Annotated in this window: 22 protein-coding genes; 16 read left to right on the top strand and 6 right to left on the bottom strand. The window is 68.2% G+C overall.

The annotated features are described in order from the left end of the window. Positions 1-76 precede the first annotated feature (76 nt). The gene (locus I6H87_RS19580; RefSeq protein ID WP_010809805.1) at positions 77-748 is read left to right on the top strand and encodes a glycine zipper 2TM domain-containing protein; all 672 of its coding nucleotides are present in this window, start codon (positions 77-79) and stop codon (positions 746-748) included. Here the strand turns inward: I6H87_RS19580 and I6H87_RS19585 are convergent. The 3 genes from I6H87_RS19585 to I6H87_RS19595 all read right to left on the bottom strand — a co-directional run bounded on the left by I6H87_RS19585 (position 745) and on the right by I6H87_RS19595 (position 3,924). Beyond that, positions 745-2,286, bottom strand: coding sequence for an acyl-CoA synthetase (locus I6H87_RS19585; RefSeq protein WP_010809806.1), 1,542 nt, complete (start codon positions 2,284-2,286; stop codon positions 745-747). The two genes, I6H87_RS19580 and I6H87_RS19585, sit on opposite strands and share 4 nt — an antisense overlap. Before the next feature lie 126 nt (positions 2,287-2,412). Then, positions 2,413-3,123: a dienelactone hydrolase family protein gene (locus I6H87_RS19590; protein ID WP_010809807.1), complete on the bottom strand. Its 711-nt coding sequence runs from the start codon at positions 3,121-3,123 to the stop codon at positions 2,413-2,415. Between the two features lie 93 nt (positions 3,124-3,216). Then, entirely contained in the window at positions 3,217-3,924 is a 708-nt protein-coding gene (locus I6H87_RS19595; protein WP_231881474.1) for a phospholipase D family nuclease, read from the bottom strand. Positions 3,925-4,158: 234 nt separating this feature from the next. On the opposite strand from I6H87_RS19595, the gene I6H87_RS19600 reads away from it, so the two are divergent. Further along, positions 4,159-4,365: a dodecin gene (locus I6H87_RS19600; RefSeq protein ID WP_010809809.1), complete on the top strand. Its 207-nt coding sequence runs from the start codon at positions 4,159-4,161 to the stop codon at positions 4,363-4,365. A 177-nt stretch (positions 4,366-4,542) separates the two neighbouring features. Here I6H87_RS19600 and I6H87_RS19605 read toward each other — a convergent pair whose 3' ends face one another. Together I6H87_RS19605 and I6H87_RS19610 are read right to left on the bottom strand one after the other, a co-directional pair. Next, positions 4,543-6,210 (bottom strand): ShlB/FhaC/HecB family hemolysin secretion/activation protein, encoded by a 1,668-nt coding sequence (locus I6H87_RS19605; RefSeq protein ID WP_011616394.1) that lies wholly within the window; start codon positions 6,208-6,210, stop codon positions 4,543-4,545. 183 nt (positions 6,211-6,393) lie between these two features. Next, positions 6,394-7,806 carry a collagen-like triple helix repeat-containing protein gene (locus I6H87_RS19610; RefSeq protein WP_011616395.1) on the bottom strand — a complete coding sequence of 471 codons (1,413 nt, stop codon included), beginning with the start codon at positions 7,804-7,806 and terminating at the stop codon, positions 6,394-6,396. A 730-nt stretch (positions 7,807-8,536) separates the two neighbouring features. On the opposite strand from I6H87_RS19610, the gene I6H87_RS19615 reads away from it, so the two are divergent. The 14 genes from I6H87_RS19615 to I6H87_RS19680 all read left to right on the top strand — a co-directional run bounded on the left by I6H87_RS19615 (position 8,537) and on the right by I6H87_RS19680 (position 22,562). Beyond that, the gene (locus I6H87_RS19615) at positions 8,537-9,646 is read left to right on the top strand and encodes a collagen-like triple helix repeat-containing protein (protein ID WP_011616396.1); all 1,110 of its coding nucleotides are present in this window, start codon (positions 8,537-8,539) and stop codon (positions 9,644-9,646) included. 370 nt (positions 9,647-10,016) lie between these two features. Further along, positions 10,017-10,193 carry a Flp family type IVb pilin gene (locus I6H87_RS19620; protein WP_010809813.1) on the top strand — a complete coding sequence of 59 codons (177 nt, stop codon included), beginning with the start codon at positions 10,017-10,019 and terminating at the stop codon, positions 10,191-10,193. Between the two features lie 21 nt (positions 10,194-10,214). Continuing rightward, on the top strand, positions 10,215-10,691 hold the full coding sequence (locus I6H87_RS19625; RefSeq protein ID WP_041687902.1) for a prepilin peptidase: 477 nt from the start codon (positions 10,215-10,217) through the stop codon (positions 10,689-10,691). Between the two features lie 72 nt (positions 10,692-10,763). Next, positions 10,764-11,240 carry a TadE/TadG family type IV pilus assembly protein gene (locus I6H87_RS19630; protein WP_010809815.1) on the top strand — a complete coding sequence of 159 codons (477 nt, stop codon included), beginning with the start codon at positions 10,764-10,766 and terminating at the stop codon, positions 11,238-11,240. Positions 11,241-11,290: 50 nt separating this feature from the next. Beyond that, positions 11,291-12,244 carry a Flp pilus assembly protein CpaB gene (gene cpaB / locus I6H87_RS19635; RefSeq protein ID WP_011616398.1) on the top strand — a complete coding sequence of 318 codons (954 nt, stop codon included), beginning with the start codon at positions 11,291-11,293 and terminating at the stop codon, positions 12,242-12,244. Between the two features lie 19 nt (positions 12,245-12,263). After that, positions 12,264-13,676, top strand: a complete 1,413-nt coding sequence (locus I6H87_RS19640) for a type II and III secretion system protein family protein (protein WP_011616399.1) — start codon at positions 12,264-12,266, stop codon at positions 13,674-13,676. A gap of 46 nt (positions 13,677-13,722) precedes the next feature. Continuing rightward, positions 13,723-14,964 carry a CpaE/TadZ family protein gene (locus I6H87_RS19645; RefSeq protein ID WP_010809818.1) on the top strand — a complete coding sequence of 414 codons (1,242 nt, stop codon included), beginning with the start codon at positions 13,723-13,725 and terminating at the stop codon, positions 14,962-14,964. 1 nt (position 14,965) lies between these two features. Continuing rightward, positions 14,966-16,282, top strand: coding sequence for a TadA family conjugal transfer-associated ATPase (locus I6H87_RS19650; RefSeq protein ID WP_010809819.1), 1,317 nt, complete (start codon positions 14,966-14,968; stop codon positions 16,280-16,282). Next, positions 16,275-17,201, top strand: a complete 927-nt coding sequence (locus I6H87_RS19655; RefSeq protein WP_011616400.1) for a type II secretion system F family protein — start codon at positions 16,275-16,277, stop codon at positions 17,199-17,201. The genes I6H87_RS19650 and I6H87_RS19655 overlap by 8 nt, the downstream gene beginning before the upstream one ends. A 31-nt stretch (positions 17,202-17,232) precedes the next feature. Further along, on the top strand, positions 17,233-18,270 hold the full coding sequence (locus tag I6H87_RS19660; RefSeq protein WP_011616401.1) for a type II secretion system F family protein: 1,038 nt from the start codon (positions 17,233-17,235) through the stop codon (positions 18,268-18,270). Beyond that, the gene (locus I6H87_RS19665; RefSeq protein ID WP_011616402.1) at positions 18,267-19,130 is read left to right on the top strand and encodes a tetratricopeptide repeat protein; all 864 of its coding nucleotides are present in this window, start codon (positions 18,267-18,269) and stop codon (positions 19,128-19,130) included. The genes I6H87_RS19660 and I6H87_RS19665 overlap by 4 nt, the downstream gene beginning before the upstream one ends. After that, complete coding sequence (locus I6H87_RS19670; protein ID WP_011616403.1) at positions 19,127-19,474, top strand: DUF3613 domain-containing protein; 348 nt, start codon at positions 19,127-19,129, stop codon at positions 19,472-19,474. The genes I6H87_RS19665 and I6H87_RS19670 overlap by 4 nt, the downstream gene beginning before the upstream one ends. Further along, on the top strand, positions 19,471-21,159 hold the full coding sequence (locus I6H87_RS19675; RefSeq protein WP_011616404.1) for a TadG family pilus assembly protein: 1,689 nt from the start codon (positions 19,471-19,473) through the stop codon (positions 21,157-21,159). The genes I6H87_RS19670 and I6H87_RS19675 overlap by 4 nt, the downstream gene beginning before the upstream one ends. Positions 21,160-21,197: 38 nt before the next feature. After that, positions 21,198-22,562 carry a sigma 54-interacting transcriptional regulator gene (locus tag I6H87_RS19680; RefSeq protein WP_011616405.1) on the top strand — a complete coding sequence of 455 codons (1,365 nt, stop codon included), beginning with the start codon at positions 21,198-21,200 and terminating at the stop codon, positions 22,560-22,562. Between the two features lie 35 nt (positions 22,563-22,597). Here the strand turns inward: I6H87_RS19680 and I6H87_RS19685 are convergent, their stop codons facing one another. Continuing rightward, positions 22,598-22,954 carry a YgiW/YdeI family stress tolerance OB fold protein gene (locus I6H87_RS19685; RefSeq protein ID WP_010809826.1) on the bottom strand — a complete coding sequence of 119 codons (357 nt, stop codon included), beginning with the start codon at positions 22,952-22,954 and terminating at the stop codon, positions 22,598-22,600. Positions 22,955-23,091 lie beyond the last annotated feature (137 nt).

Here is a 23,091-nt window from a genome sequence, read left to right on the forward strand (position 1 = left end):
GGTGACACCCGCTGGCTGCCGGCGGCCCTAGACTCGCGCGCATTCCCCAACACGCGCAGAGCGCAGGAGTCCTGACATGTCCATCCCCCTTCGTTCGGTTGTGCTTGCGGTGCTTGGCGCCGGTGCGCTGGCCGGGTGTGCCACGCCGTATGGCTACGACAACGGGTATGGCGGAGGGTACGGCGGCAGCTATGGTGGCGGCTATAGCAGCAGCGGCTACGGCACCAGCGGCTATGGCGGCAGCACCACCATCAGCGGCTACCCGGCGCAGCAGGGCTACCCGCAGGGGTACCCGCAACAAGGGTATCCGCAACAGGGGTATCCGCAGCAAGGCTATCCCCAGCAGCCGTATCCGCAGCAGTCATATCCGGACGGCAGCTACGGCAACAACTACGGCAACCAGGCTTACGGCGTGCGCTACGGCTGGGTCGAGGCGATCGAGGTGGTGCCCGGCCAGCCGCCTTCGACCAGCGGCGCGGGCGCCGTGGTCGGCGGCATCGTGGGCGGACTGCTGGGCCACCAGGTCGGCGGCGGCCGCGGCAATACCGTGGCCACCATCGGCGGCGCGGTTGCCGGTGCGGTGGCCGGCAACGAGGTCGAGAAGCGCACCGGATCCTCGGCCGCGGCTTACCGTGTGCGCGTGCGCACCAGCGACAACGCCTACCTGACGCTGACGCAGTCCAACGCCTACCAGATGCGCATCGGCGACCGCGTCAAGGTCGAGAACGGCGTAGCCGTGCCGTACTAAGTGCCGAACAGCTGCGCGTAGTCCTCGCGCAGCTGGCGCTTGAGCAGCTTGCCCGCCGTGTTGCGCGGCAGGTCCGCGACGAACACGATGCGCTTGGGCACCTTGAACGGTGCCAGTGCCTGGCGCGCATGGGCGATCAGCTCTTCCTCGGCGGCGTCTTCATGGCCGCGCTTGCGCACCACGCAGGCGGCCACTGCCTCGACCCACTTCGGGTGCGGCAGTGCGAACACCGCTGCCTCGGCCACCGCGCCGTGAGTGTACAGACACTCTTCCACCTCGCGGCTCGATACCAGCACGCCGCCTGAATTGATCACGTCCTTGATCCGGTCCACCACGTACAGGTAGCCCTCGGCATCCATATAGCCGAGATCGCCGGAATGGAACCAGCCGCCGGTGAAGGCTTCAGCGGTCAGTTCGGGCTTGTCCCAGTACTCCGTCAGCAGTTGCGGCGAGCGATGCACGATCTCGCCCAGCTCGCCGGGCGGCACGTCCTGCATGGTCTCGTCGACGATACGGGTCTCGACGTTCAGTACCGGCCGGCCGGCGGAGGCGGGGCGCCCGGCGTGTTCGTCGGGGCCCAGCACCGTGGCCAGCGGCCCGATCTCGCTCTGGCCGTAGCAGTTGTAGAAACGCAGTGCCGGCAGCTTCTGCTGCAGCTCAAGCAGCACCGGCACCGGCATGATCGAGGCCCCGTAGTAGGCCTTGGTCAGCGACCCCAGCCGCGCCGGATCGAAGTCCGCATGGCGCAGCAGCGCGATCCACACCGTGGGCGGCGCAAAGAAGCTGGTGATGCCCTCGGCGTGGATGGTGCGCAGGCAATAGCCGGCCTCGGGGCTGTCGGCGATCAGCGTGGTGCCGCCGCACAGCAGCAGCGGCATCAGGAAGACATGCATCTGCGCCGAGTGGTACAGGGGCAGCGCGGCCAGCGAGTAGTCCGATTCGCGGATATCGCAGGCGGCAATGGTGCTGACGTATTCGGCCAGCAGCGCGCGATGGGTCAGCACGGCACCCTTGGGGGCCGAGGTGGTGCCCGAGGTGTACAGGATCTGCGCAGGCGTGGTGTCGGTGAGCGAATCGGACACCGGTGCCGCGGGGCCGCTGGCGGCGGCTGCCAGTACATCGCGCACCTTGCCGCCGTGCAGCGTGCCGCTGACCTTGCAGGGCAGGCCCTCGACGCGGTCGGCCAGCGCCGGATCGGCAAAGATTGCGCTGGCGCCCGACTGCGTGACGATGTACTCGGCCTCCGCGCGCGTCATCGAGAAATTGACCGGCACATGGATCAGGCCGCTGCGCAGGCAGGCCAGCCACAGCAGCACATAGGCGTCTGAGTTCTTGCCGAAGGCGGCCACGCGGTCGCCGGGGCGCAGGCCCCATTGCGCCAGCGCGCCGGCCACGCGGGCCGCGGCCTGATCCAGTTGGCGATAGGTCCAGGCCCGTTCGCCGAAGCGGATCGCGGTCTTGCCCGGGCTGCGCCGCACGGCGCGGGCAATGGCGTCGGGAATGGTGTTGCGCAGGGCGCGCTGCTGCTCTGACTGCATGGTGTGGTCTCCATTGTTATGGTGGGTCCAGCAAGTCTTGAAGCCAAGCGCCGAGGATAAAGGCTGCCGCCCGGCCATGGCAAGGCGGCAGCGTCTCGGGGTGGGACTACAGCGCGTCGGGGTGGACTACAGCGCTTCCGACAGGAACACCAGCGCGCGTCCGTGGGCCAGCGCGGCGCTGGGCTGGTGGTAGGAGCCGCGCGCCCAGCAGTTGAAGCCGTGGTCCGCACCCTGGTAGACGTAGATCTCGCTGCCGGGTTTGCCGGCCATGGCGTCGCGCACGCCTTGCACGGCCTCTGGCGGGATGTGCGCGTCGAGCGCGCCGTAGTGGAACTGCACCGGCACACGAATGTTCGCCGCCTCTTGCAGCTGGTTCTGGATGCCGCCGCCGTAGTAGGGCACGGCCGCATCCACCAGCCCGCGCGCCGCGCTCAGGTACGACAGCAGGCCGCCGAAGCAATAGCCCACCGCCGCCACCTTGCCGGCGCCGGTGTGCTGGCGCAGCACCTGCACCGTGGCGGCGATATCGTCCAGCGCGGCGGTGACATCCACCGCCTTGCGCAGCGCCATGCCGCGCGCCATGTCGTCGCCTTCGTAGCCCAGTTGCACGCGTGGCGCCTGGCGCCAGAACACGTCCGGCGCCAGCACCGCATAGCCGTCGGCGGCGTACTGGTCCGCCACGGCGCGGATATGCTCGTTGACGCCGAAGATCTCCTGCAGCAGCACAATGCCCGGCGCGCCGGGCTGCACGCCTGCCGGCGGCAGGCTCAGGTAGGCATCGAAGCTGCCCGCGGCGGTGTCAACGCGGATCCACTGGCTGTCGGGGATGGCTGTCATGGGGAAAGGCTCTCCGGAGGGGGCTGAACAGGAAAGCTGCAAGTTTGCCACTGCGCGCCGCTTCGTGCAGGGCAGGGCGCCCTGCTGCTGCCGTCAGTACGCGCGCGACTGCTGGTAGCGCTTGTTCCAGTTGTCGGTGTAGGCCCTGACCACGGCGGCGTCGCCGCGGATCAGCATGCCGTTCTCGGCGTTGCGCTCCTGCGCCGACTTGGTGAAGTTGAACGATCCGGTGAAGACTGCCTGGTCGTCGAACACCATCACCTTGTTGTGCGCAATCGCGGGTTTGTTGTCGATCACCACCGGCACGCCGGCATGCTTGAGGTAGGTGGCACTGGTATAGCGCTCGGACTGCTGGCTCTTGTCCAGGATCACGCGCACGTCCACGCCGCGCCGGTGCGCCTGTGCCACGGCCTCGGCAATCGGTGCGCTGGTGAACGAATAGGCCTGGATCAGCAGGCGATGGCGCGTGCTCCGGATGGCATTGATCAGCAGCGCCTGGCAACTCGCGCCATCGGGCACGAAGCACAGCGTGTAGCCGCTGCCATCGGCAAACGGCTTGGCCGGCACCGGCTTCGCATCCGGCGGCTGGGCCGGCTTGCCGGTGCGCGCGGGAAAGTGGTTGGCGACGGCCTCGTTGAAGGTCTCGCTGATGCTGTTGGCGATGGTGTCGGTCACCTGGTCGAAGGTGGAAGCCGAGCGGGCGTGCGCCAGTAGCGCGAAGGGACTGAACGAGGTGAAGGCCGACACGGCGGCGGCCAGGCCCAGGCCCAGCACGGCCCGGCGAATGAATCTGTAAGTCACGGCGGATCTTTGCGTCGGTGAATGACGGCATGCGCGCGCCGCGCGCCGCATGCTGTCGGGGCGGGTTCGCAGCGTAGCAGCCGCATACGCCACTGGCAAAGCGTGATTGTGTAACAGGATCTGCGGCCGGCTATCCGGTGCAGCATCGCTGCACCGCCGCTGCCCTTGGGACTATCCGCACCCGCGCCTATGATGGATGGAACCCCCGCGGGTCCGCCCGCCAAGGAGAGGGATATGAGCAACCATACCTACAAGCTGGTCGAGATCGTCGGATCTTCACCCGATGGCTGCGACCAGGCCATCCAGAGCGCCATTGCCAAGGCCGGTGAAACCATCAAGAACATCGACTGGTTCGAAGTGGTGGAAACGCGCGGCCACATCACGAACGGCAAGATCGCGCACTACCAGGTCACGCTGAAGATCGGTTTCCGCGTGAGCTGAGTGCGGCGCCGCGCTTGCGCGGCGGAATTGCGCGACGGCACGGGCTGCGCTGCCTGTGCGGATTGGTGCGCGTGCTCGCTCCAGATGCAGCCTTCGGGATAAAAAAATCGGCCGACGCGAGACTGCCGTCGGCCGGGTGCAGGGAAACCTGGTGTCGTCAGCCCAAACGCGACCAGCTCAATCGAACTGGTACGAATAAGTCATGTTGATCCGCGGCGACCGACGGCTTGCATTGGTCGGCTTGTCACCTACCGGTTGTGCCACCGACAGATCCAGCGTGTAGTAGCGCCGGTCCGAGAAGCGCGCGCCAATGGCTACCGATGACAGGCTGCGGTGCGACAGCGACACGCTGTTGGAAAACACGCGCGCCACGTCGGCCGACACATAGGGCTGGATGGTGCGCAGGTAGGTCATGTCGGGCAGGAACAGGCGGCTGATTTCCGCCGAGGCCCCCCAGCCCTTGTCGCCCGCCACTTCGCCGGCGGGATAGCCCAGCCCGAAGAAGCGTCCGCCGAAGCTGATCTGCTCGCCCGAGGCCAGGCGGTCGCCGCTGTACTGGCCCGCCGCGGCCACGGTGAGGCCGAAGCCCGCCGGCAGGTCTTTCGACTGCGACAGCAGCAGCCGCGTGCGGAAGAAGCTCAGGTCGTTGGTGTTGTTCTGGCGGCTCGCACCCAGCGCATCGAAACCCTTGTACAGGCCGAGCGTGGCGTTGCGGCTCACGCCTTCGCCGCGCTGAACGTAGGTCAGCTCCGCGGTGCCCACGCGCACGTTGGTGCCCAGCGTCACGCGCGTGCCGGTGGCGGTGTGGGTGTACCGCTCGAACTGGTCGGCGCCGTAGAAGCCGCCGGTCAGCGTGAGCGTATGCGCGTTGGACAGCAGCAGCGGATAGCTGAGCGAGCCGCCGATGCGCTTGGTGTCGTTGACGTAGCGCGGGTTGAACCCGATCGCCTCCAGCGTGGCGTTCTGCGGCACGCCTCGGTAGTGCGAGGCATTGAGCCGCGCGATCATGCCCTCGGTGCCGAGCGGCTGCGCGTAGCTGGCGGCGTAGTACTCCTCGTTGTCGCGGCCCTTGGGGAACAGTGCCGAGACCGAGATCTGCTCGCCCAGCGGCGTCAGACTGTTGGTGGTCGCGGTGGCAATGGCGCGCAGGCCTGGCGACATGTATTCAATGCCGGTGCCGAAGGTGAACGGCTTGCGCTTGACGTCGAGCACCATCTCGCAGGCGCCGTCGGTGGTGGTCGGCGGCTGCACCGTGGCCGCCACCTGCAGCCCGGGCTGCAGGGCCAGTGCATTGACGTAGTGTTCGAAGCGGTCCTGGCGCAGCGGGCGGTCCTGCTGCAGCTTCTCGGCAATGGCGCGCAGCCGGCCCTCTGCCGGGCCCGCCTTGCCTGTGACCGTCACCTTGGCCACATAGCCTTCGACCACGGTGATCAGCACATCGCCGTTGGCAAAGTCCTGCGCCGGCACGAAGGCAAACGAGAGCGGATAGCCGCGGTCCTTGTACATCTGCGTCACCGTGTTGGCCGCTTCCAGCAGCTGCGCCACCGTGATCTCGCGATTGGCCAGCGGCTTGAACTGCGCGGCTACCTCCTCGAACGGCAGCGTCTTCGCGCCTTCGATGCGAAAGCGGCGCGGTGTCAGGCGTGTATTGAGCAGGTCCTGCATGGCCGCCTGCGGCCGTTCGACCTGCACGGTCACGCTGCTGTCGGGCCGGGCCGGAGCAATCTTCGGGAGCGTCTGGGTTGGGTCGCCCTGGACCGGGCTGCGCGGATCGGCCTGGACCAGGCCGTGATGGAACGCGCCGACGCTGACCAGCAGCGCGGCAACGCGATGACGTGCACGCATGGCAAAACCCCTGTAAGGAAATACTGCGGCTATTGACGTCGCGTGCCACTGGCGCGGGAATTGCCGCTACCCCCGTGCGCCTGCCGTCCGATGCTGCCGGTTCAGCGCTTGGCCGCTACGTTGAATCTGGTGTGCTCCGCTGCCCGCGATCAGGCGATCGCCAGGGCAGCGGCTGAGGCTGGATTACTTCTGGCCGAGCGCGCCGGTCAGGCCGCCCAGCAGGCCGCCAACCAGGCCGCCGATGGGGCCGGTGGCGCTGGTGGTCGAAGTCTTGCTGGTGGTGCTGCCCGCGGTGGAGGTGGCGCCGCCGGTCACGGCGGCGACAACATTGGTGACGGGGGCCAGCGGGCTGGTGGTGCCAGTGCCCGCCGCGGCGCCGGTGACGCCGCCGACCACGCCATTCACCACGCCGCTGACCGCGGTGGTGACCGGCGCCAGCGGCGAACCGGTGCTGCCGCCGGTGGCACTGCCAAGGCCGCCGGTGATGCTGCTGACCAGGCTGGTGACAGGCGCCAGCGGCGAACCCGTACCGCCAGCGCCTGCACCGCCAGTCAGCCCCCCGGCCAGCGCAGTCACGGGTGCCAGTACCGGGCTCAGCGCGCCCAGGCCGCCGCCGCTGGCGGGCCCGTTCACTGCGCCGCCCAGCGAAGCCACGGTCGTGCCGGTGGCGTTCACCACGCCGCCGACGCCCGAGACTACCGGCGTGTTGGTCTGTTGCAGCGTGGTGCCGGCCGTCGCGAGCGCACCGCCCACGGCCGCCAGCAGGCTGGTGGTCGGTGCGCCCAGGCCCGTGGCCGCGCCGAGCGTCTGTGCGGCGCCGGTCAGCTGCGAGGTGATCGGCACGATCAGCTTGCTGGTGGTGGTGGTCACCTGCTCGACCGCGCCGGTCGACAGCACCGTGGTCAGCGTTTCGCCAGTGCCGCTCACCGTTTTGCCCAACTCGTTCACCACCGTGCCCAGCGGCGAGGTCAGCGGCGCCAGTGGCGCGAGCTGGCCGGTGCCAAGGCCACTGACGGCGGTACCGGTGCTGGATAAGGTCTTGCCAAGTTCGGTGACCACGTTGCCGGTGCTGGCTACCGTGGTGCCTACCGGATTATCCGAGTTCGGCATGCTGCCCAGGCCCGATTGCAGGCCCGTGGCCAGTGCCCCGATGGCATCGCCGGCGGAGGCTACGGCGTCGCCCAGGCCGGTTTGTGTCTGGGTCGGCACCAGCGGCAGGTTGCTGCTGCCGAGCTTGTCGCCAAGATCGCTGACCGTCTTGCCGGTACTGTCGAGCACCTTGCCAGTATTGTTGATGACCTCGGCGGTCGGGGTCCGTGCGGTGGGCGTTTCGCCGCCGCCGGTATTGCCGCCATTGTTATCGCCAGTGCCACCCGTGCCGCCGCCCGTGCCACCGGTACCGCCGCCGGCCACGTCGGTGCTGCCGCCGGAGCCACCCATGCCGCCGGTGCCATCGGTACCCGTGGTCTTGGTGCCGCCATTGGTGCCCGCCGTGTCGCTGGTGCCCATGGAGGTCGATCCGCTGCCGCTGGCGCAGCCACCCAGGGCCAGCAAGGTTGCGAGGAGTGCCGTTACGGCGAGTTGTTGTTTGCGCATGTTCTGTTCCCTCATTCCCGTCGTTTAAATCGCTCGGCCGCGCATCGCGTTCGTTTTCTGCGTGCGGCGGTGACGGATATGGCGCAATCGGTATGCCAGCGCTGCGACGCGTCCTGGAGCGGACCCTGCGGAAGTCGGGGGTGGTGCCCGCAAAGCCTTGCCGGGCGCGGATTCCAGGGAAGCGGTGGGACCTGCTCGCGGCGCTGCCGGGGATGGGGTGTCAGGGCGGCTGCGCGTTACGCGTTACGTAACGTGTGTCGTCTGCAGGGAACAAGACAGCCGGAACGGCGGGCTTGCGACGATGGCGATCCAGCCAGGCAAGCGCGCCGTGCCGCGCACTGCCACGGCCTCCCGCCACGGTCATCCGCGCCTCCGTGTTCCCATGTTCCCGGAACACGTTACGTAGCACGTAACACCTCAGGTCCGCGCCGCAACGGCATTTGTGTCCGGCCCGCAGCTACCCCGCATCACCCGGCAATCCGCGCCAGGCAAGGCTTGCAGCGCCGCGGCCGGTTCCGTGCCGGCACCGCTGGCGCCGCTGGCACGCGCCTTGCCATTGGTTGTCCAGACGCGCCGACGATCTCGCGTTCCACGGTCTTGCCGTTCCGCTTCGGAGCGGTCCGCCAGAGGAACAAAGCGGGACACCGGGGAGGCTCGTCGGCAATCCCATGCGGCGCACATAAGACAAGACGGCCGGCAGCACCGTGGCCAACAAGACAGGAGAAGGGCAATGAAAATCAAGCATCCGTCGCAGCATGGCATGACCTCACTGGCCGCGGCCGGCGTGGCCGCCCTTGCGTTGCTGATGGCAGGCTGTTCGTCCAGCGGTGGCGGCAGCGGCGCCAATCCGCGGCCGAACAGCGGCAACACCGACACGCCGGTCAACCCGGCACCGTCCGCATCGAGCGAGACCACGCCCACGGCCAAGGTGACCGAAGGCGCGGGCAATACCGTGGTGGCCACTGGCAATGCCATCAGTGACATCGGCAAGACTATCCAGGAGGCGCCGCTGCCGTTGCTGCCCACCACGGCGCGCGAAAGCGCCGGCGACGTGGTGATCAAGGCCGGCAAGGCGGTTGGCTCGCTCGGTGCCGGCGTGCGCGATGGGCTGGGGCAGATGGGCTCGGTCGACAACCCGGTTGGCGTGACGGTGGCCAGCACCGGCAACGTGGTCCACGACGTGGGCGAGGCGTTGATCAGCGGCGGCGACCTGGTGTCTGGCCTGGGCACCGAGAAGCTGGCACCGCTGGCACCGGTGACCACCCCGGTGGGTGGCCTGGTCAGGCACGTGGGCATCGCGGTGCACGATGGCAGCTACAAGCTGAAAAGCGTGCTGTCCGAAGGCCCGGTCGCGCAGGTCACGAATTCGGTCAGCAAAGTCATCGTGCCGCTGACCAGCAAGGGCACCGACGGCACGCAGACACTGGGAGCGGCCACGCACCTGGGCGAGCCGGCCAACGGCCTGCTCTACAAGGTCGGCAATACGGTGGCTGCAGGCGGCAGCATGATCAGCAACACCCACGCACCGGTGGTCTCGCCGCTGGGCGGCGTGGTGACTGAGGCCGGCAAGACGGTCGCGGCCGCTGGCGCGCTCCTCAACGGCAATGGTCAGGGTGGCGGCAACCCGCTTGGTGGCCTGCTGGGCAACCTGCCGCTGGCCAAGGCTGGTAGCAACGGTGAGGGCGGTTCCGCGGGCGGCGCGCTCGGTCCCGTGACCGCGCTGCTGGCGCCGGTGACCGGACTGGTCGGCGGGCTGAAGCAAGGCGCACACGACAGCCAGGGTGGCAGCGGTGACCACAAGGCGTTGCAGCTGCCGCTGGTGGGTGGCCTGCTGCGCTGAAATGTCTCATCCCGGCTAGGTGTTTTCACGGTGCGCTGTCGCTCATCACCCCGTCGCAGCGCATCTTTTTATTTTGGCTGGCATTGCGGCCGTATGACCGCAATGCCAGGTTGCAGGCCGGTTCCCGGCCGGTCTGCCTGCTCTTTGACAACCTGTGGACCCGGGCGTGCCGGGTCGTTTCAAACGCGCGTCTTAACCCCTTTGGGTCATTGCTATCACCCGTAGGAGGGGTATGGTTGAGACATTCCATGTCTTAAAAAGAAAGCGCAGCAAGCGTGAAAAGTCGATAAAATAGCGGGCCACAGAGCACCGTGATAATCGAACGGGGGAAGCGTGATCGCGGCAACAGATCACTTCGGGAGTGGAAATCATGAAACGACTCATTGCACGCTTTATTAAGGATGAGCGCGGAGCGACGGCTATCGAATATGGCCTGATCGTCGGGCTTGTTGCTCTGGCGATTGCCGTCGGCGCTGGCAAACTCGGCACCGAGCTTAACGCCAGCTTCGATCGGCTTTCGGTCACGGTTTCGGGATGGTTCAAGTAAAGCCGAAACCATAAGACCGGCGTGATTGCCGCGCTCCTCTGCGCGGCGACCCTCTACACAGACTTCCTCCACCGGCGCGTTCCCAACGCCTTGCTGGCGGCTGCCGTGCTGGCCCTCGGGCTGTCACTGCTCGCCGGACAGGGCATGGAACTGCCGCTAACCACGCGCCTGATCGGCGCCGGGCTGGGCCTTGCGGTCACACTGCCGGTATATGCCCTCGGGCAGATGGCGGCGGGTGACGTCAAGTTCCTGGTCGTGGCGGGGTTGTTCACCGGGCCGCAAGGACTGGTACTGGCATGGGTCGTCGGCAACCTGCTCGGGCTGGTGCACGCGCTGCTGGCGCTTGCACTGGGCGGTCGCGCGCCGGCTACAAGTCAAGCCATCGATCACCAGGACAGCGGACCTATTCCTACGGCGCAGTTTTCGCGGGCGCGCGGCATTCCATATGCCGCGTACCTGGCCGTGGGCGTGCTGGCCTGGATGGCTGCGGGCCATTAGCCGGACAGGCTAGTGGCAAGCAGGCTGCGCCGCCGGTCGGCGCGAAAGAACACCAAGGGACCGGGGTTTCAGATGTTGTTGCACGCAAGGGTCAACAGGGGGATAAACCGGCGCCGCCACGGCGCCGGCAGCGCTGCGATCGAGTTTGCGATCGTGGCGCCGGTGCTGCTCGCCATCGTGATCGGCATCGTCTACTACGGTGTGATGCTGGCGCTGCAACAGGTGCTGACGCTGGCCGCCGAAGAAGGCGCGCGCGCTGCGCTGCGCTATCCAGCGGGCGTTTCCGGCTCAGGCCTCGCGGCCACGCAAGGCGCGCGCGTCGATGCAGCGGCTGCGATGGCGCGCGGCACGCTTCCCACATCCATCAGGAATTTGCTGTCCACCGGCAACGTTGCGCAGGCAGTGCCCTGTGCATCCGGCTCCACCGATGTCTGCGTGCAGGTTACGCTGAACCTTCCCACCACCAACATCCTCCCCGCCGTGCCGATGGTCCCGGTCCCTGCAACGCTGTCAGGCTCGGCAATGGTCCAGCTTTCTCCTGATATCTGAGCCGCCATGCCCCAACGCCCCCACGCCATGCCCATCCAAAGGAATCCCGCATGACCAGCAAGCAGATCCGACTTCTGGCGGTGGTGCTGCTTGGCCTGGCGCTGCTGCTTGCGCTGCTGGCGTGGCAAGTGGGCCGCCAGCCGGCACAGGCGCCCGCGGCATCGACATCCGCCAAACCGCTGCACGCAGTGGTGGTGACCACGCAAGCGGTGGAGGCGGGCAAGCCGCTTGCCGCCGAGGCGCTCAAGGTCGAGATGCTCCCGATCGATCCCACCGGCGCCTACAGCGAGGTGGCACGCGTGACCGGGCAGGTGCCGCTGGTGGCGCTTGGCGCCAACGTGCCGGTGCTCGAAAGCCAGTTGCTGGCTGGCCTGGCCACGCAGGTGCGGGAGGGCGAACGCGCGGTGGCCGTGTCAGTCGATGAAGTCATCGGCGTCGGCAACCAGGTGCAGCCGGGCGACTATGTCGATGTCTTCCTGGTGCTGCGCCGCGACCAGCAGGAGATCCCGGAAAGCCAGGCGCGCATGCTGCTGTCGCGCCTGCGCGTGCTGGCCTACGGCGTCGCCTCGGTCAACCGGCCGCAGAACGCCAAGCCGGAACAGATGATGGCGCGACAGGAGGGCGCCAAGACCGCGGTGCTGTCGGTGCCGCTGGAGCAGGTCAGCCGGCTGGCGATGGCGCAGCAGTCCGGGCGCCTGCTGCTGGCGCTGCGCAATCCGCAGGACGAAGCCATGCCCAGCGACGGCATGTTTGCCGAACCCCCGCCCGCGCTGGCCGCGCGCGCCGGCGTTCCCGCCGAAGCGCCGCGCGCGGCCCCCGACAAGGCCATGGCCGGCGTGATGCTGTCCGGCCTGGCCGCCCCCGCCGGCGCCTCTGCCCCGCGCGCGCCGGTGGCAGCGCCGGCGCCGCGGCCGCTGCAGGTTGCCGCGCCGCCCGCGCCAGCCCAGGCGAGACAAAGCGCAGGCGTGGAAGTCATTCGCGCGGGCAAGCGCGAGATCGAATAAGAACGTGGGCGCCGACTTTATGCATATCCAGAAGAAACCAGCCCATTCGACGGCCCTGCGCCGCAGGCTGATGCAACTCGCGCTGGCCGCGATGCTGGCCACTACCGCGTGGTGCGCACTGGCGCCGCGCGCACAGGCGCAGGAAGCCGTGAACGCGCGCCAGTTGCGCCTGCTGGCCGGCGCGCAGAAAGAGATCCGCAGCGCGCAACCGGTGGAACGCGTCGCGGTGGGCAACCCGGCGGTGGCCGACGCGCTGGTGCTGCGCACGCGCGGTGCCCCCAGCGTGCTGCTGGTGGCCAAGCAACCTGGCGTGACCGACGTGATGGTGTGGACGCGCGGCGGCGCCGAGCCGCTGACCTACAACGTGCAGGTCGATGCCATCGCGCCCGATGCCGATGGCGCCAAGCTTGGCTATTCCGCCGCCGGTGCCACCATCACCGGGCAGTCGCCCGATGCCTATGCCGCGGCGCGCGCGCAGGCAGCGGCGCGCGCGGCCACCACCGGCAAGACCGATGGCAAGCCCGGCCTGGTGGTGGATCGCTCTACCGTGCCGCTCTCCGGTACCGTGCAGGTCGACGTCAAGGTGGTGGAGATCAGCAAGACCGTGCTCAAGGAAGTCGGTATCAACTTCTTCCGCAACAACTCCGGCTTTGCCTTCGGCACGTTCTCGCCATCGACGCTGAACAAGTTCACCTTTACGCCCGGCAGCGGCGGCGCACCGGGCAGTTTCAGTGCCGACATCGCGTCGCCGATGAGCAATGCCTTCAACCTGGTGGCCGCGTCGCTGACACACGGTATCTTCGCCAATATCAGCCTGCTGGAGGCCAACGGCCTGGCGCGCGTGCTGGCCGAGCCCAGCCTGGTGGCGCTGTCCGGCCAGAGTGCCAGCTTCCTGGCCGGCGGCGAGATCCCGATCCCGGTGCCGCAGGCGCTGGGCACGACCACGATCCAGTTCAAGCCATTCGGCATCGGGCTGACGGTGTCGCCCACGGTGCTGTCGGCCGACCGCATCGCGCTGAAGGTGGCGCCGGAGGCGAGCGACCTCGACCCCTCGCGCGGCATCTCGATCAATGGCGCGGTGGTGCCCGCCATCGTCACGCGGCGCGCCGACACCACGGTGGAACTGGGTGACGGCGAGAGCTTCGTGATCGGCGGGCTGGTCAGCCGCAACACCGTCAGCAACGTCAACAAGGTCCCGGTGCTGGGCGACCTGCCGGTGATCGGTGCCTTCTTCAAGAACCTGAATTTCCACCAGGAAGACCGTGAGCTGATGATCGTGGTCACGCCGCGCCTGGTGAAGCCGCTGGCCAAGGGCGCGCCGGCGGCGCAAGCCGTTGGTGCCGATGGCCGCACCAACGGCAACCCCAATGTATGGGGCTGGTATGTGCTGGGCGAATACGCGGACCCGACTTTGCCGGGTTTCTCAAAATAGCCGCCGGCCGTGCCGGCAGGCATGGCCAACAGCTTGAGGCGGAGAGATGGATTATTTTCTGTTGCACGCAACGCAGGACGAAGTGAAGGACTGGCTGGGCAAGGTCCTGGGCGGGCTGGGCACGCTGGTGGCCGAAGGCGGCGCGCAGGAAGCCTTTCTCGAGCGCGTGGCCCAGCTGCGCCCGGGGCTGGTGTTCCTGCACTTCTCGACGGAACTGGCCGGCGCGTCGGCGCGGCTGGGCGAGCAGCTGCTGCGGCTCTTCCCGGGCCTGCCGCTGGTCGCGGTGGGCCATGCCGACGAGCCCGGCATCATGCTGGCGGCGCTGCGCGTGGGCGTGAAGGACTTTATCGACCTGCGCGACGCGCCGGCCGATGCCGAGGCCGTGGTCAAGCGCCTGGCCGTGCCGGGCGAGCAGGTGCGCCAGGCCGAGTCGGCGCGCCAGGGCAAGATCGTGGCGCTGCTGGGCGCGCGCCCCGGCGTGGGCGTGACCAGCCTGGCCGTGAACCTGGCCGCGGCGGCACGCCGCCACCTGCCACTGAATGAAAAGACTGACGCGCGCGCCGAAGTGCTGCTGCTGGACCTGGGCCTGCCGGCGCGCGACGGCGCGCTGTACCTGAACCTGAGTCCGGGCTTCCACTTTGTCGAGGCGGTGCGCAACCTGCGCCGCTTCGACCAGGTCTTCGTGCAGACCGCGCTGACACGCCACGGCAACGGCGTATGCGTGCTGCCGCTGCCCGCGGCGCTGGGCGAGCTGCGCGACATCTCTTACTCCGAAGCCATCAGCCTGCTGGAGCGGCTGCGCGCGTTCTTCGACATGCAGATCATCGACCTGGGCGGCTTCGGCAATGCCGAGTTCACCGCGCAGATCGTCAAGGCCGCCGACAGCGTGGTGCTGGTGGCCGACCAGAGCGTGGGCGCGATCGTTTCGGCCGCGGAGCTGGTGCATGAGCTGCGCGCGCGCGAGGTGGAGCGCGACGACCTGCACCTGCTGGTGTCGCGCTTCGATGCGCGCCTGGGCGTGGATGCCGCGCAGATCGCGCACCGCGTGGGTGTGCAGTCGGTGGGCACGCTGCCCGACAGCCGCGCACCGCTGGTGCTGGCCATGAACCGCGGCGCGGTGCTGGCCGACGACGATCCGCACGACCCCTATGTGCGCGCCCTGGCCGACCTGCTGGCACGACTGGGCTACCGCGCGGCGCAGGCCAGGGAAACCAGCCTGCTGGCGCGGATGAAGGACAAACTGCCTGAGGCGCTGCGCGCGGTGCGCGTGGCACGCACTGGAACCTGACATGACGCAAGCGATTGAATTCTCCGACAACGCCCCCGCACCGTTTCCGGTCTCGCAGGAATTCCAGAACATCAAGGAAGCGGCGCACGAGCACCTGCTGACCCGCATCGAAGAGCTCGGCGCAGAGTTCGGCCGCTGGTCGCGTACCGCGATCCAGCGCTTTGTCGACCTGGAACTGGAGAGCTTTACCCGGTTGCGCCGCATCCCCATCAACGAGGCCGAGCTGCGCCAGATTGCCGAGGCGCTGACCAAGGAGCTGGCCGGCTTCGGCCCGATCGAAGACCTGCTCAACGACCCCGCGGTGGAAGACATCCTGGTCAACGGCCACCTTGACGTCTACGTGTCGCGCCACGGCGTGCTGGAGCGCATCCCGGTGCGCTTTACCGACAGCGGCCACCTGCTGCGCATCGTGCGCCGCATCCTGGCGCCGATCGGCAGGCGGCTGGACGAGTCCAACCCGATGGTCGATGCGCGCCTGCCCGACGGCGGCCGCATCAACGTGGTGATCCCGCCGCTGGCGCTGGAGGGTCCAGTGGTGTCGATCCGCAAGTTCCGCAAGGACCCGATGACGCCTGCTGACCTGCAGGGGCTGGGCACCATGAGCCCCGAGATCTGCGACCTGCTGCAGGCCGCGGTGCAGGCGCGCTGCAATATCCTGGTGAGCGGCGGCACCAGCTCGGGCAAGACTTCGCTGCTCAATGCGCTGGCCACCTTCGTGCCGACCACCGAGCGCGTCATCACCATCGAGGACACCGCCGAGCTGGCGCTGAACCACCCGCACGTGGTGCGGCTGGAAAGCCGTCCCGGCGGTTTCGAGGGCACCGGCGTGGTGTCGATCCGCGACCTGCTGCGCAACAGCCTGCGCATGCGCCCGGACCGCATCATCGTGGGTGAAGTGCGCGGCGGCGAGGTGCTGGAGATGCTCCAGGCGATGAGCACCGGCCACGATGGTTCGATGGGCACCATCCACGCCAGCAGCCCGCGCGAATGCCTGTACCGGCTGGAGATGCTGGCCGGCTTTGCCGGCTTCCAGGGCAGCGAGGCGAGCCTGCGCCGGCAGATCGCCAACGCCATCGACTTTATCGTGCAGATCGCGCGGCTTTCCAACGGCAAGCGCCGCATCGTCTCGATCACCGAGATCACCGGGCTGGGCGACAACATCATTTCCACCCAGGAGCTGTACCGTCACGAGCCCTACGTGAACCCGGACGGTACCGAGACCGACCGCTGGCTCTCGCTCGGCCTGCTGCCGCACTCGCCCAAGCTGGCACGCATGCGCGGACCGGGCTTCATGCTGGACGACCGCTTCGATGTCTAGCGCCACGCTGCTGCTCGCCGCCACGGCCCTGGTCATCACCGGCCTGGGCCTGCTGCTGCTGGCCAGCGCGCAGGCGCGTGCGCGCCGCGAGCAGCAGCAGGCCTTCCTGCAGGCGCAGACCGAGCAGGTGCGCCTGCGCTATGCGCAGGCGCCGGATCCGGCGCTGCAACTGCCCGCACGCGACCTGCGCCGCCGCTGGGACGACTTCCTGCGGCGTGCCGACCTGGCGCCGACGCGCCGTACCGCCATCGTCTGGATCACGCCGGTGGTGCTGTGCACGCTGGCCGGCGCGGTGGCGGGGCAATGGCTGGGCGCGGTGTCGGCCCTGATCGTGGCGCTGGCCGTGGCGGCGTTCGCGGCCTGGAACCGCGTGCGCCGCCTGCACAAGAAGCTGTTGTCGCAACTGCCCGGGTTCCTGGACGGCGTGGTGCGGCTGATGACGATCGGCAGCAGCGTGCCGGCGGCGTTCCAGAATTCGATCGCCAATACCGAGGCGCCGCTGCGCCAATGCCTGGTGCAGGCCGTGCACCTGCAGCGCGCCGGCAAGGAGCTGGACCAGGCGGTGCTGCAGGTCGGGCGCGTGTACAAGGTCGAGGAACTGGTGCTGGTGGCTTCCGTGCTGCGCCTGTCGGTGCGCTACGGCGGCCGCGCCGATGTGGTGATGGAGCGCACCGCCGCCTTTATGCGCGACCGCGAACAGGCCCAGCGCGAGCTGATGGCGCTGTCGGCCGAGACCCGGCTGTCGGCGTGGATCCTGGGGCTGCTGCCGCTGGTGGTGGCCGGCGGCCTGTTCATGCTGAACGCGGGCTACATCTTGATGATGTGGAAGGATCCCACCGGCAAGACGATGCTGCTGTCGGCCCTGGCGCTGGAAATTGCCGGGGCCTTCATGCTGTACCGGCTGGCCAAGTCGATCTGAGCGGCATGCCAGCACGCAGACAAGAGCCAACATGGACCGCCTGACACTGATTTCGCTCAGCCTGCTAGCCGCCGCCTGCGGCGTGGGCGTACTGACGCTGCCGCTGTTGCGCGACTGGCGCCAGCGCCGGCTGTCGGCGCGCACCATCGACGGCGCGCTGGCGCGGCAGCGCGCGGCAGAAGCCGCCCAGGCCGCCCACGCCGCAGTCCCCGCCGCGTCGGGCACCCAGGCTGCGGCAAAGGCCGGTGCCGCCGCGCCGCAGGGCAGGGGCGGGGCGGCTACCGCAATCGGGGCACAACTGGGCGCGCGCGTGGGCGAGCGCATCAATGCCCACTGGCTGGATTCGCGCCTCGGGCGCGCGGTGGTGACGCCGGAAGACCAGCAGTTGCTGGAGCAATGTGGATGGTACGGGCCGCAGTCGCGCATGCTGTTTGGCGTGCTGCGGCTGGGGTTGCCGTCGGCCCTGGCGCTCGCCGCCATGCTCTGGCACGTGGGCGCGGGCGCCTTTGCCATCGTCGCGTGGGGCTTCGGCACGTTTGCGCTGGCCTACCTGGCCCCCAAGTGGCACCTGCGCCGCCGTGCCGCGGCGCGCCTGCGCATGGTCGATGACGAGCTGCCGGTGCTGATCGACATGCTGCGCCTGCTGCAGGGCGTGGGCCTGTCGATCGACCAGAGCCTGCAGGTGATCGTGGCCGAGTTCGGCAGCATGCTGCGCGTGCTGGGGCCGGAGCTGGCACGCGCCAACCAGCAGTTTGCCTCGGGACGCTCGCGCGAACAGACGCTCTTGCGCATCGGCCGGCTGTTCGACAGTGAAGACCTGAAGAGCCTGATCACGCTGCTGACGCAGGTGGACAAGCACGGCGGCGCGGTGCAGGAGCCGCTGCGCCAGTTCGGCCTGCGCATGCAGGAGGCGCGCAAATCGCGCTTGAAGGATGAGATCGGCCGGCTCACGGTCAAGATGACCGCGGTGATGGTGGTGAGCCTGCTGCCGGTGCTGCTGATCCTGACCGCGGGCCCCGGCTTCCTCGGGGTGATCCGCATGCTGGCACATATGGGAGGGACGCGATGACGCGCTCAGTCGGTCCGGCGCTGGGCCGGATCTCGAAAACGGCGGCGTGCCTGCTGCTCGCGGCGCTGTCTGGCTGCGCCGCCAATCAGAACGGGGCCGCGGCCATGCATGACCAGGCCGAGGCGCAGGTGGAACTGGCCAAGCTGCGCGACAAGACCGCGCGCGCCGAATACAGCGAGCAGGCGGTCTACCTGGGCCTGATCCGCAAGATGCAGCAGGACGGGCTTTACTTCGCCTCGCTGGCTCATATCGAGGTCTACGTGAAGCGCTTCGGCTCCGGCCCGGAGATCCAGGCGATGCGCGCCGATGCGCTGCGCGAGACCGGGCAGGACAAGGCCGCCACCGATGCTTACCAGCAACTTGCAGCGACGTCGCAAGGCGAGCAGGCCGCGCATGCGCACCACGGGCTCGGCCTGCTGGCGGGGCGCCAGGATGACTTTGCGCGCGCCGTTACAGAGCTGCGCCAGGCCGCCGCGCTCGACCCCGTCAATCCGCGCATCTCCGGCGACCTGGGCTACGCGCTGATGCGCGCCGGCGCGCTGCAGGACGCGCGCGTGCCGGTGATGCAGGCGCTGGAACTGGACGCGCGCAATCCGCGTGTGATCAGCAACGCCGTGGTGTGGCTGATCGCCGACGGCAAGCGCGCGCAGGCCAACGCCATGATGCAAAAGGCCGCGCTGCCCGAAGCCACGCGCAGCGCCATCCGCAAGGAAGCCGACCGCATCGCCCGCGCCACCGCGGCGCGCGACCGCGCAGCGGCCCGTCCTGCGCCGGCAGCGCGGGCGCCATCGAAACCCGCCACCACCGCACCGGCCACCTCGGTGGCGGCCGTGGCCGCAACCGCAGGGGCTACCCCATGACCGCCATGTTCCGCATTGCCATCCCCGCGCTCTGCCTGCTGATGCTGGCGCCCGCCGCGCAGGCGCAGACCGACCGTGCCACGACCGAGGCCGCTGCCACCGGCATGCCGGCAGGCAGCCCGGCGCAACGCGAGATCGGTGCCGACACGCGCGCCATCCTTGCCATCCAGCGCGAAGGCACGCAGGCTGGCCCCATGCTGCCGATGCACGGCGAGCAGGCCGCGCTGGGCTATGAGCGCTACCTGAACAGCTTCCGCTTCGCGCTGCCGGAGTTCTACACGGGGCAGGCCAACGCCAGCACCGCGCGCGCCGGCTCCGCCGGCCAGATGCTGGGCGGCAAATGAGCTTGCGCCAGCCGCGGCCGCGCCGGGCACCTCGATCCGCACGCGGCGCCATCAGTGTGATGGCGGCGCTGCTGATCGCCACCGTGGCGATCGCCGCGCTGGTGTCGATCGACGTGGGGCATGTGTTCATGCGCCAGCGGCAGTTGCAGAACGTGGTGGACCTGGCCGCGATGTCGGCGGCACAGCAACTCAAGCGAGCTGATAGCGCGGCGAATCTGAACGCCGCTGTGCTGGGTACGGTCAGGAATATCGGTGCGAAGAACGGGTATCCGTCGGGCATTGCAATGGGTTGCGGCGATGCCACCGGTGGCGGCGCGGATGCCATGACTGCCTGTCTTGGCGTGTGGGATCCGGCGAGCGGCGGGCCGAAGCATTTCAGCGCTACGTATGAAGCAACCAAGGTCTCGCCCAATGCCGTGCGCGTGCAGGCAACGCAGACCGTGCCAATCCTGTTCGTGATCGACGGCGGCAGCGGCCGGCAGCTGTTTGCTGAAGCGATTGCCAGCGGCAGTCCGCCGGTGGCGGCGTTTTCGCTGGGTACTGGGTTGCTGGACGTCTCCACCGCCAACAGCATGCTGAGTGTGTTGCTGGGCAATACGGTGAGCTTGTCGTTGGTGGACTGGCAGGGACTGGTCAATACCACCGTGACGCTGGACCAGTTGCGGCTCAAAGCGGGTGTCGGCACGGTGGACCAGCTGTTGAACACTTCATTGAATCTGCGTGATTTCTATGCGCTGGTGCTTGGCGCCGCTGGCCGCGACGCGCTGCTGACGACGATGCTGGGCAGCCCGCCAACCGCGCTCGGGGCCAGCGGGGCAGCGGCTACGGTGTCACTGGCCAGGCTGCTTGATCTTGGTTTGATGGCGCCTGCGGCATCGTCGGCGGTGGAGGTGGGCCTGAACGTGGCGCAGTTGCTGCTCGCCTCCGCGCAGGTGGCGCGAGGGGATACGGCAGTTGCCCTGCCACTGAACATACCCAATCTCCCGCTTGGCCTGGGGGGCATCAGCGCCAACCTGCGCGTGATCGAGCCGCCGGTGACGGCGGCAGGTCCGGCGCGACAGCTCTCCAGCAACCCGGACGCCTGGCAAACGACCGCAAGCTCATCCCAGGTAAAACTGACCCTGATGCTCCAGATCACCTCAAATATCCTGAAACCGGTACTGGACGCCAACTTGAACGTGCCGCTCTATCTCGATGTGGCCAACGCCACCGCCGACCTGACCAAGCTGCAATGCGCGGCAAATCCTGGGGACCGCCGTGCCACGATGCACGTCAGAAGTGGTCTCGTCACGGCGTGCCTCACCGATGGCTGCACGGGTAGCGATGTGGTGCTCGGCCAGGCTAAGCTGGGGCTGTTCGACATTGCGGACGTGATTGCCACGGACGTCCCACGCTATGGCAGCACGGCTGGCCAGGAGGTCACGCTGGCACCGGGCGGGCATGCGCAAGTTGGTACCGCCGATCCGTTTGGCGGGTTGTTCTCGCAAGTGCTGGCCCTGAAGGTGCGGACTAGGCTGCTGGGCATCCTTAGTGTGCCCATTGATCTCGGCCCGCTACTCGCGCCGGTCGGGGCAGCGCTCGACGCATTGATCCCGCCGCTGCTCGCCAGCCTCGGCATCCAGCTAGGCACCGCCGACCTCTGGGTCCACAGCATCGACTGCAACAATGCCGAACTGGTGTACTGAGCCATGATTGCGCCAAACCGCCTGATGGCAGAAATCGAATGAAGACAGACCGCTGGGCCTACGAAAACCTTGAAGTCTACGTGTGGGAAGGCAAGTACGAGATCGCCGACCGCGTCACGCGTTTCCTGGCGCCGCTGGGCGTGGACGTTATCCGCGCCGGCGCACTCGAAGCCTTGCCTGCCGAGCCGCGCCTGAAGCCCTGCATCGCGGTGATCAGCGTGTCGGTGATCGGCGCGGCGCGCTTTTCGCTGGACTGGGAGGCCGCGCACGGCATGCCGGTGATCTGGGTGGCAGGCCCCGGCCGCGAGGCCGATCCCGGGCGCTTTCCGCCGGAGTACGCGCATATTCTTGCCGATGACTTCACCGGCGCCGACCTGCGCAGCCAGATCGGCAAGCTGCTGCCGCAACTGCTGGCCACGGACGCGCCCGGCGAGCGCGAGGCCGATCTGGTGGCCGGCTCGCCGGCGATGCGCCAGTTGCTGCAGCATGTGGAAACCTTCGCCGACTTCGGCAGCAACGTGATGCTGTATGGCGAAACCGGCGCGGGCAAGGAACGCATCGCGCGCCTGTTCCATGAGCGCAATGGCACCTACGGAAAGGGGCCGTTCGTCGCGGTCAACTGCGGTGCGATCCCTGACGGCTTGTTCGAGTCGCAGTTCTTCGGCCATGCCAAGGGCGCGTTCACCGGCGCCTCGTTCGCGCACCGTGGCTATTTCGAGCAGGCCAACGGCGGCACGCTGTTTCTCGATGAAATCGGCGACCTGCCGCTGTTCCAGCAGGTCAAGCTGCTGCGCGTGCTGGAAGAGAACGTGATCACCCGGCTGGGATCGACCCTGGCGGTCAAGCTGGATTTCCGGCTGGTGGCGGCGACCAACAAGGACCTGCGCGACGCGGTGCGACAGGGGCGTTTCCGCGCCGACCTGTTCTTCCGCCTGGCGGTGATCGAGATGCGCATCCCCAGCCTGGAAGAGCGTGGCCAGGCCGACAAGGTGGCACTGCTGCAGTCCTTCCTGCGCCATATGCTGGGGGAATCCGGCTTCGACGCGCTGCCGCCGATGCCTGACTGGCTCAAGGGCGCGGTTGGCACCGCCTATTTCACCGGCAATGTGCGCGAGCTGCGCAACCTGGCCGAGCGTGTGGGCATCACAGTGCAGCAGACCGGGCACTGGGACGAAGAGCGCATCCGGCCGCTGTTCCGCTCGCTGCATCCGGGTGCGTTCGATGGCGGCGAGCGCAACGACCTGCGTGCCGATACGGAAGAGCGCCGCCGCATCCTGGCCGCGCTCGATGCCAATGGCTGGCGGCGGCAGGACACGGCGGCAAGCCTGGGCATCAGCCGCAAGGTGCTGTGGGAAAAGATGCGCAAGTACCAGATCGCCGACAGCGAGGCCGAGCCGGTCTGACTGCACGGCTCAGAACACGCGCATCAGGACACGCCTCAGGGCAGGCGGATCTCCTTCACGTCGAAGTGCGATTCGCCGATCAGCTCCTTGTCGTATTCGCCGACCAGTTCCACCGTGGTCTGCGCATCCACCGGCTTCTGTGCCGGCCAGAGCTTGGCCTTGATCTTCACCTTCATCTGGCCGGTGCCGTCCGAGAACAGGTAGCGCTCGTCGCCGACGCTGCTGATGATCTTGCCGCGCAGCACGGCCTGCTGGTCGTCCTTGCCATCTGCCTGCAGCGCCTTAACGGTCATCACCGGGACGGCCGACGGGCCGGTGTACTGGGCGCTGGCGCCGGCGGCGGCCAGTCCCAGCACAAGGGTCAGGGCAGTGGCGGTCAGGATGCGTTTCATGTGCGTTCTCCGAAAATTTCAAATTTGGGGCGACTGCATGCATGATGCGCGCGCCCGCCTGAACCGTTGCTGAACGGGCAGTCAGGTCGCAACGCATTATGATGCGGGTTTCGCCTTTGCATCTATCGGATCCCGGA

This window comes from Cupriavidus necator (assembly GCF_016127575.1).
GTDB classification, from domain to species: Bacteria; Pseudomonadota; Gammaproteobacteria; order Burkholderiales; family Burkholderiaceae; genus Cupriavidus; species Cupriavidus necator_D.

Coding starts and splice junctions, on each gene's coding strand:
- I6H87_RS19665 (WP_011616402.1), top strand. CDS start 18,267: ATGACGCGCTCAGTCGGTCCGGCGCTGGGCCGGATCTCGAAAACGGCG.
- I6H87_RS19680 (WP_011616405.1), top strand. CDS start 21,198: ATGAAGACAGACCGCTGGGCCTACGAAAACCTTGAAGTCTACGTGTGG.
- I6H87_RS19605 (WP_011616394.1), bottom strand. CDS start 6,210: ATGCGTGCACGTCATCGCGTTGCCGCGCTGCTGGTCAGCGTCGGCGCG.
- I6H87_RS19650 (WP_010809819.1), top strand. CDS start 14,966: ATGACGCAAGCGATTGAATTCTCCGACAACGCCCCCGCACCGTTTCCG.
- I6H87_RS19615 (WP_011616396.1), top strand. CDS start 8,537: ATGAAAATCAAGCATCCGTCGCAGCATGGCATGACCTCACTGGCCGCG.
- cpaB (WP_011616398.1), top strand. CDS start 11,291: ATGACCAGCAAGCAGATCCGACTTCTGGCGGTGGTGCTGCTTGGCCTG.
- I6H87_RS19670 (WP_011616403.1), top strand. CDS start 19,127: ATGACCGCCATGTTCCGCATTGCCATCCCCGCGCTCTGCCTGCTGATG.
- I6H87_RS19580 (WP_010809805.1), top strand. CDS start 77: ATGTCCATCCCCCTTCGTTCGGTTGTGCTTGCGGTGCTTGGCGCCGGT.
- I6H87_RS19630 (WP_010809815.1), top strand. CDS start 10,764: ATGTTGTTGCACGCAAGGGTCAACAGGGGGATAAACCGGCGCCGCCAC.
- I6H87_RS19620 (WP_010809813.1), top strand. CDS start 10,017: ATGAAACGACTCATTGCACGCTTTATTAAGGATGAGCGCGGAGCGACG.
- I6H87_RS19640 (WP_011616399.1), top strand. CDS start 12,264: ATGCATATCCAGAAGAAACCAGCCCATTCGACGGCCCTGCGCCGCAGG.
- I6H87_RS19685 (WP_010809826.1), bottom strand. CDS start 22,954: ATGAAACGCATCCTGACCGCCACTGCCCTGACCCTTGTGCTGGGACTG.
- I6H87_RS19600 (WP_010809809.1), top strand. CDS start 4,159: ATGAGCAACCATACCTACAAGCTGGTCGAGATCGTCGGATCTTCACCC.
- I6H87_RS19675 (WP_011616404.1), top strand. CDS start 19,471: ATGAGCTTGCGCCAGCCGCGGCCGCGCCGGGCACCTCGATCCGCACGC.
- I6H87_RS19585 (WP_010809806.1), bottom strand. CDS start 2,286: ATGCAGTCAGAGCAGCAGCGCGCCCTGCGCAACACCATTCCCGACGCC.
- I6H87_RS19655 (WP_011616400.1), top strand. CDS start 16,275: ATGTCTAGCGCCACGCTGCTGCTCGCCGCCACGGCCCTGGTCATCACC.
- I6H87_RS19590 (WP_010809807.1), bottom strand. CDS start 3,123: ATGACAGCCATCCCCGACAGCCAGTGGATCCGCGTTGACACCGCCGCG.
- I6H87_RS19660 (WP_011616401.1), top strand. CDS start 17,233: ATGGACCGCCTGACACTGATTTCGCTCAGCCTGCTAGCCGCCGCCTGC.
- I6H87_RS19610 (WP_011616395.1), bottom strand. CDS start 7,806: ATGCGCAAACAACAACTCGCCGTAACGGCACTCCTCGCAACCTTGCTG.
- I6H87_RS19645 (WP_010809818.1), top strand. CDS start 13,723: ATGGATTATTTTCTGTTGCACGCAACGCAGGACGAAGTGAAGGACTGG.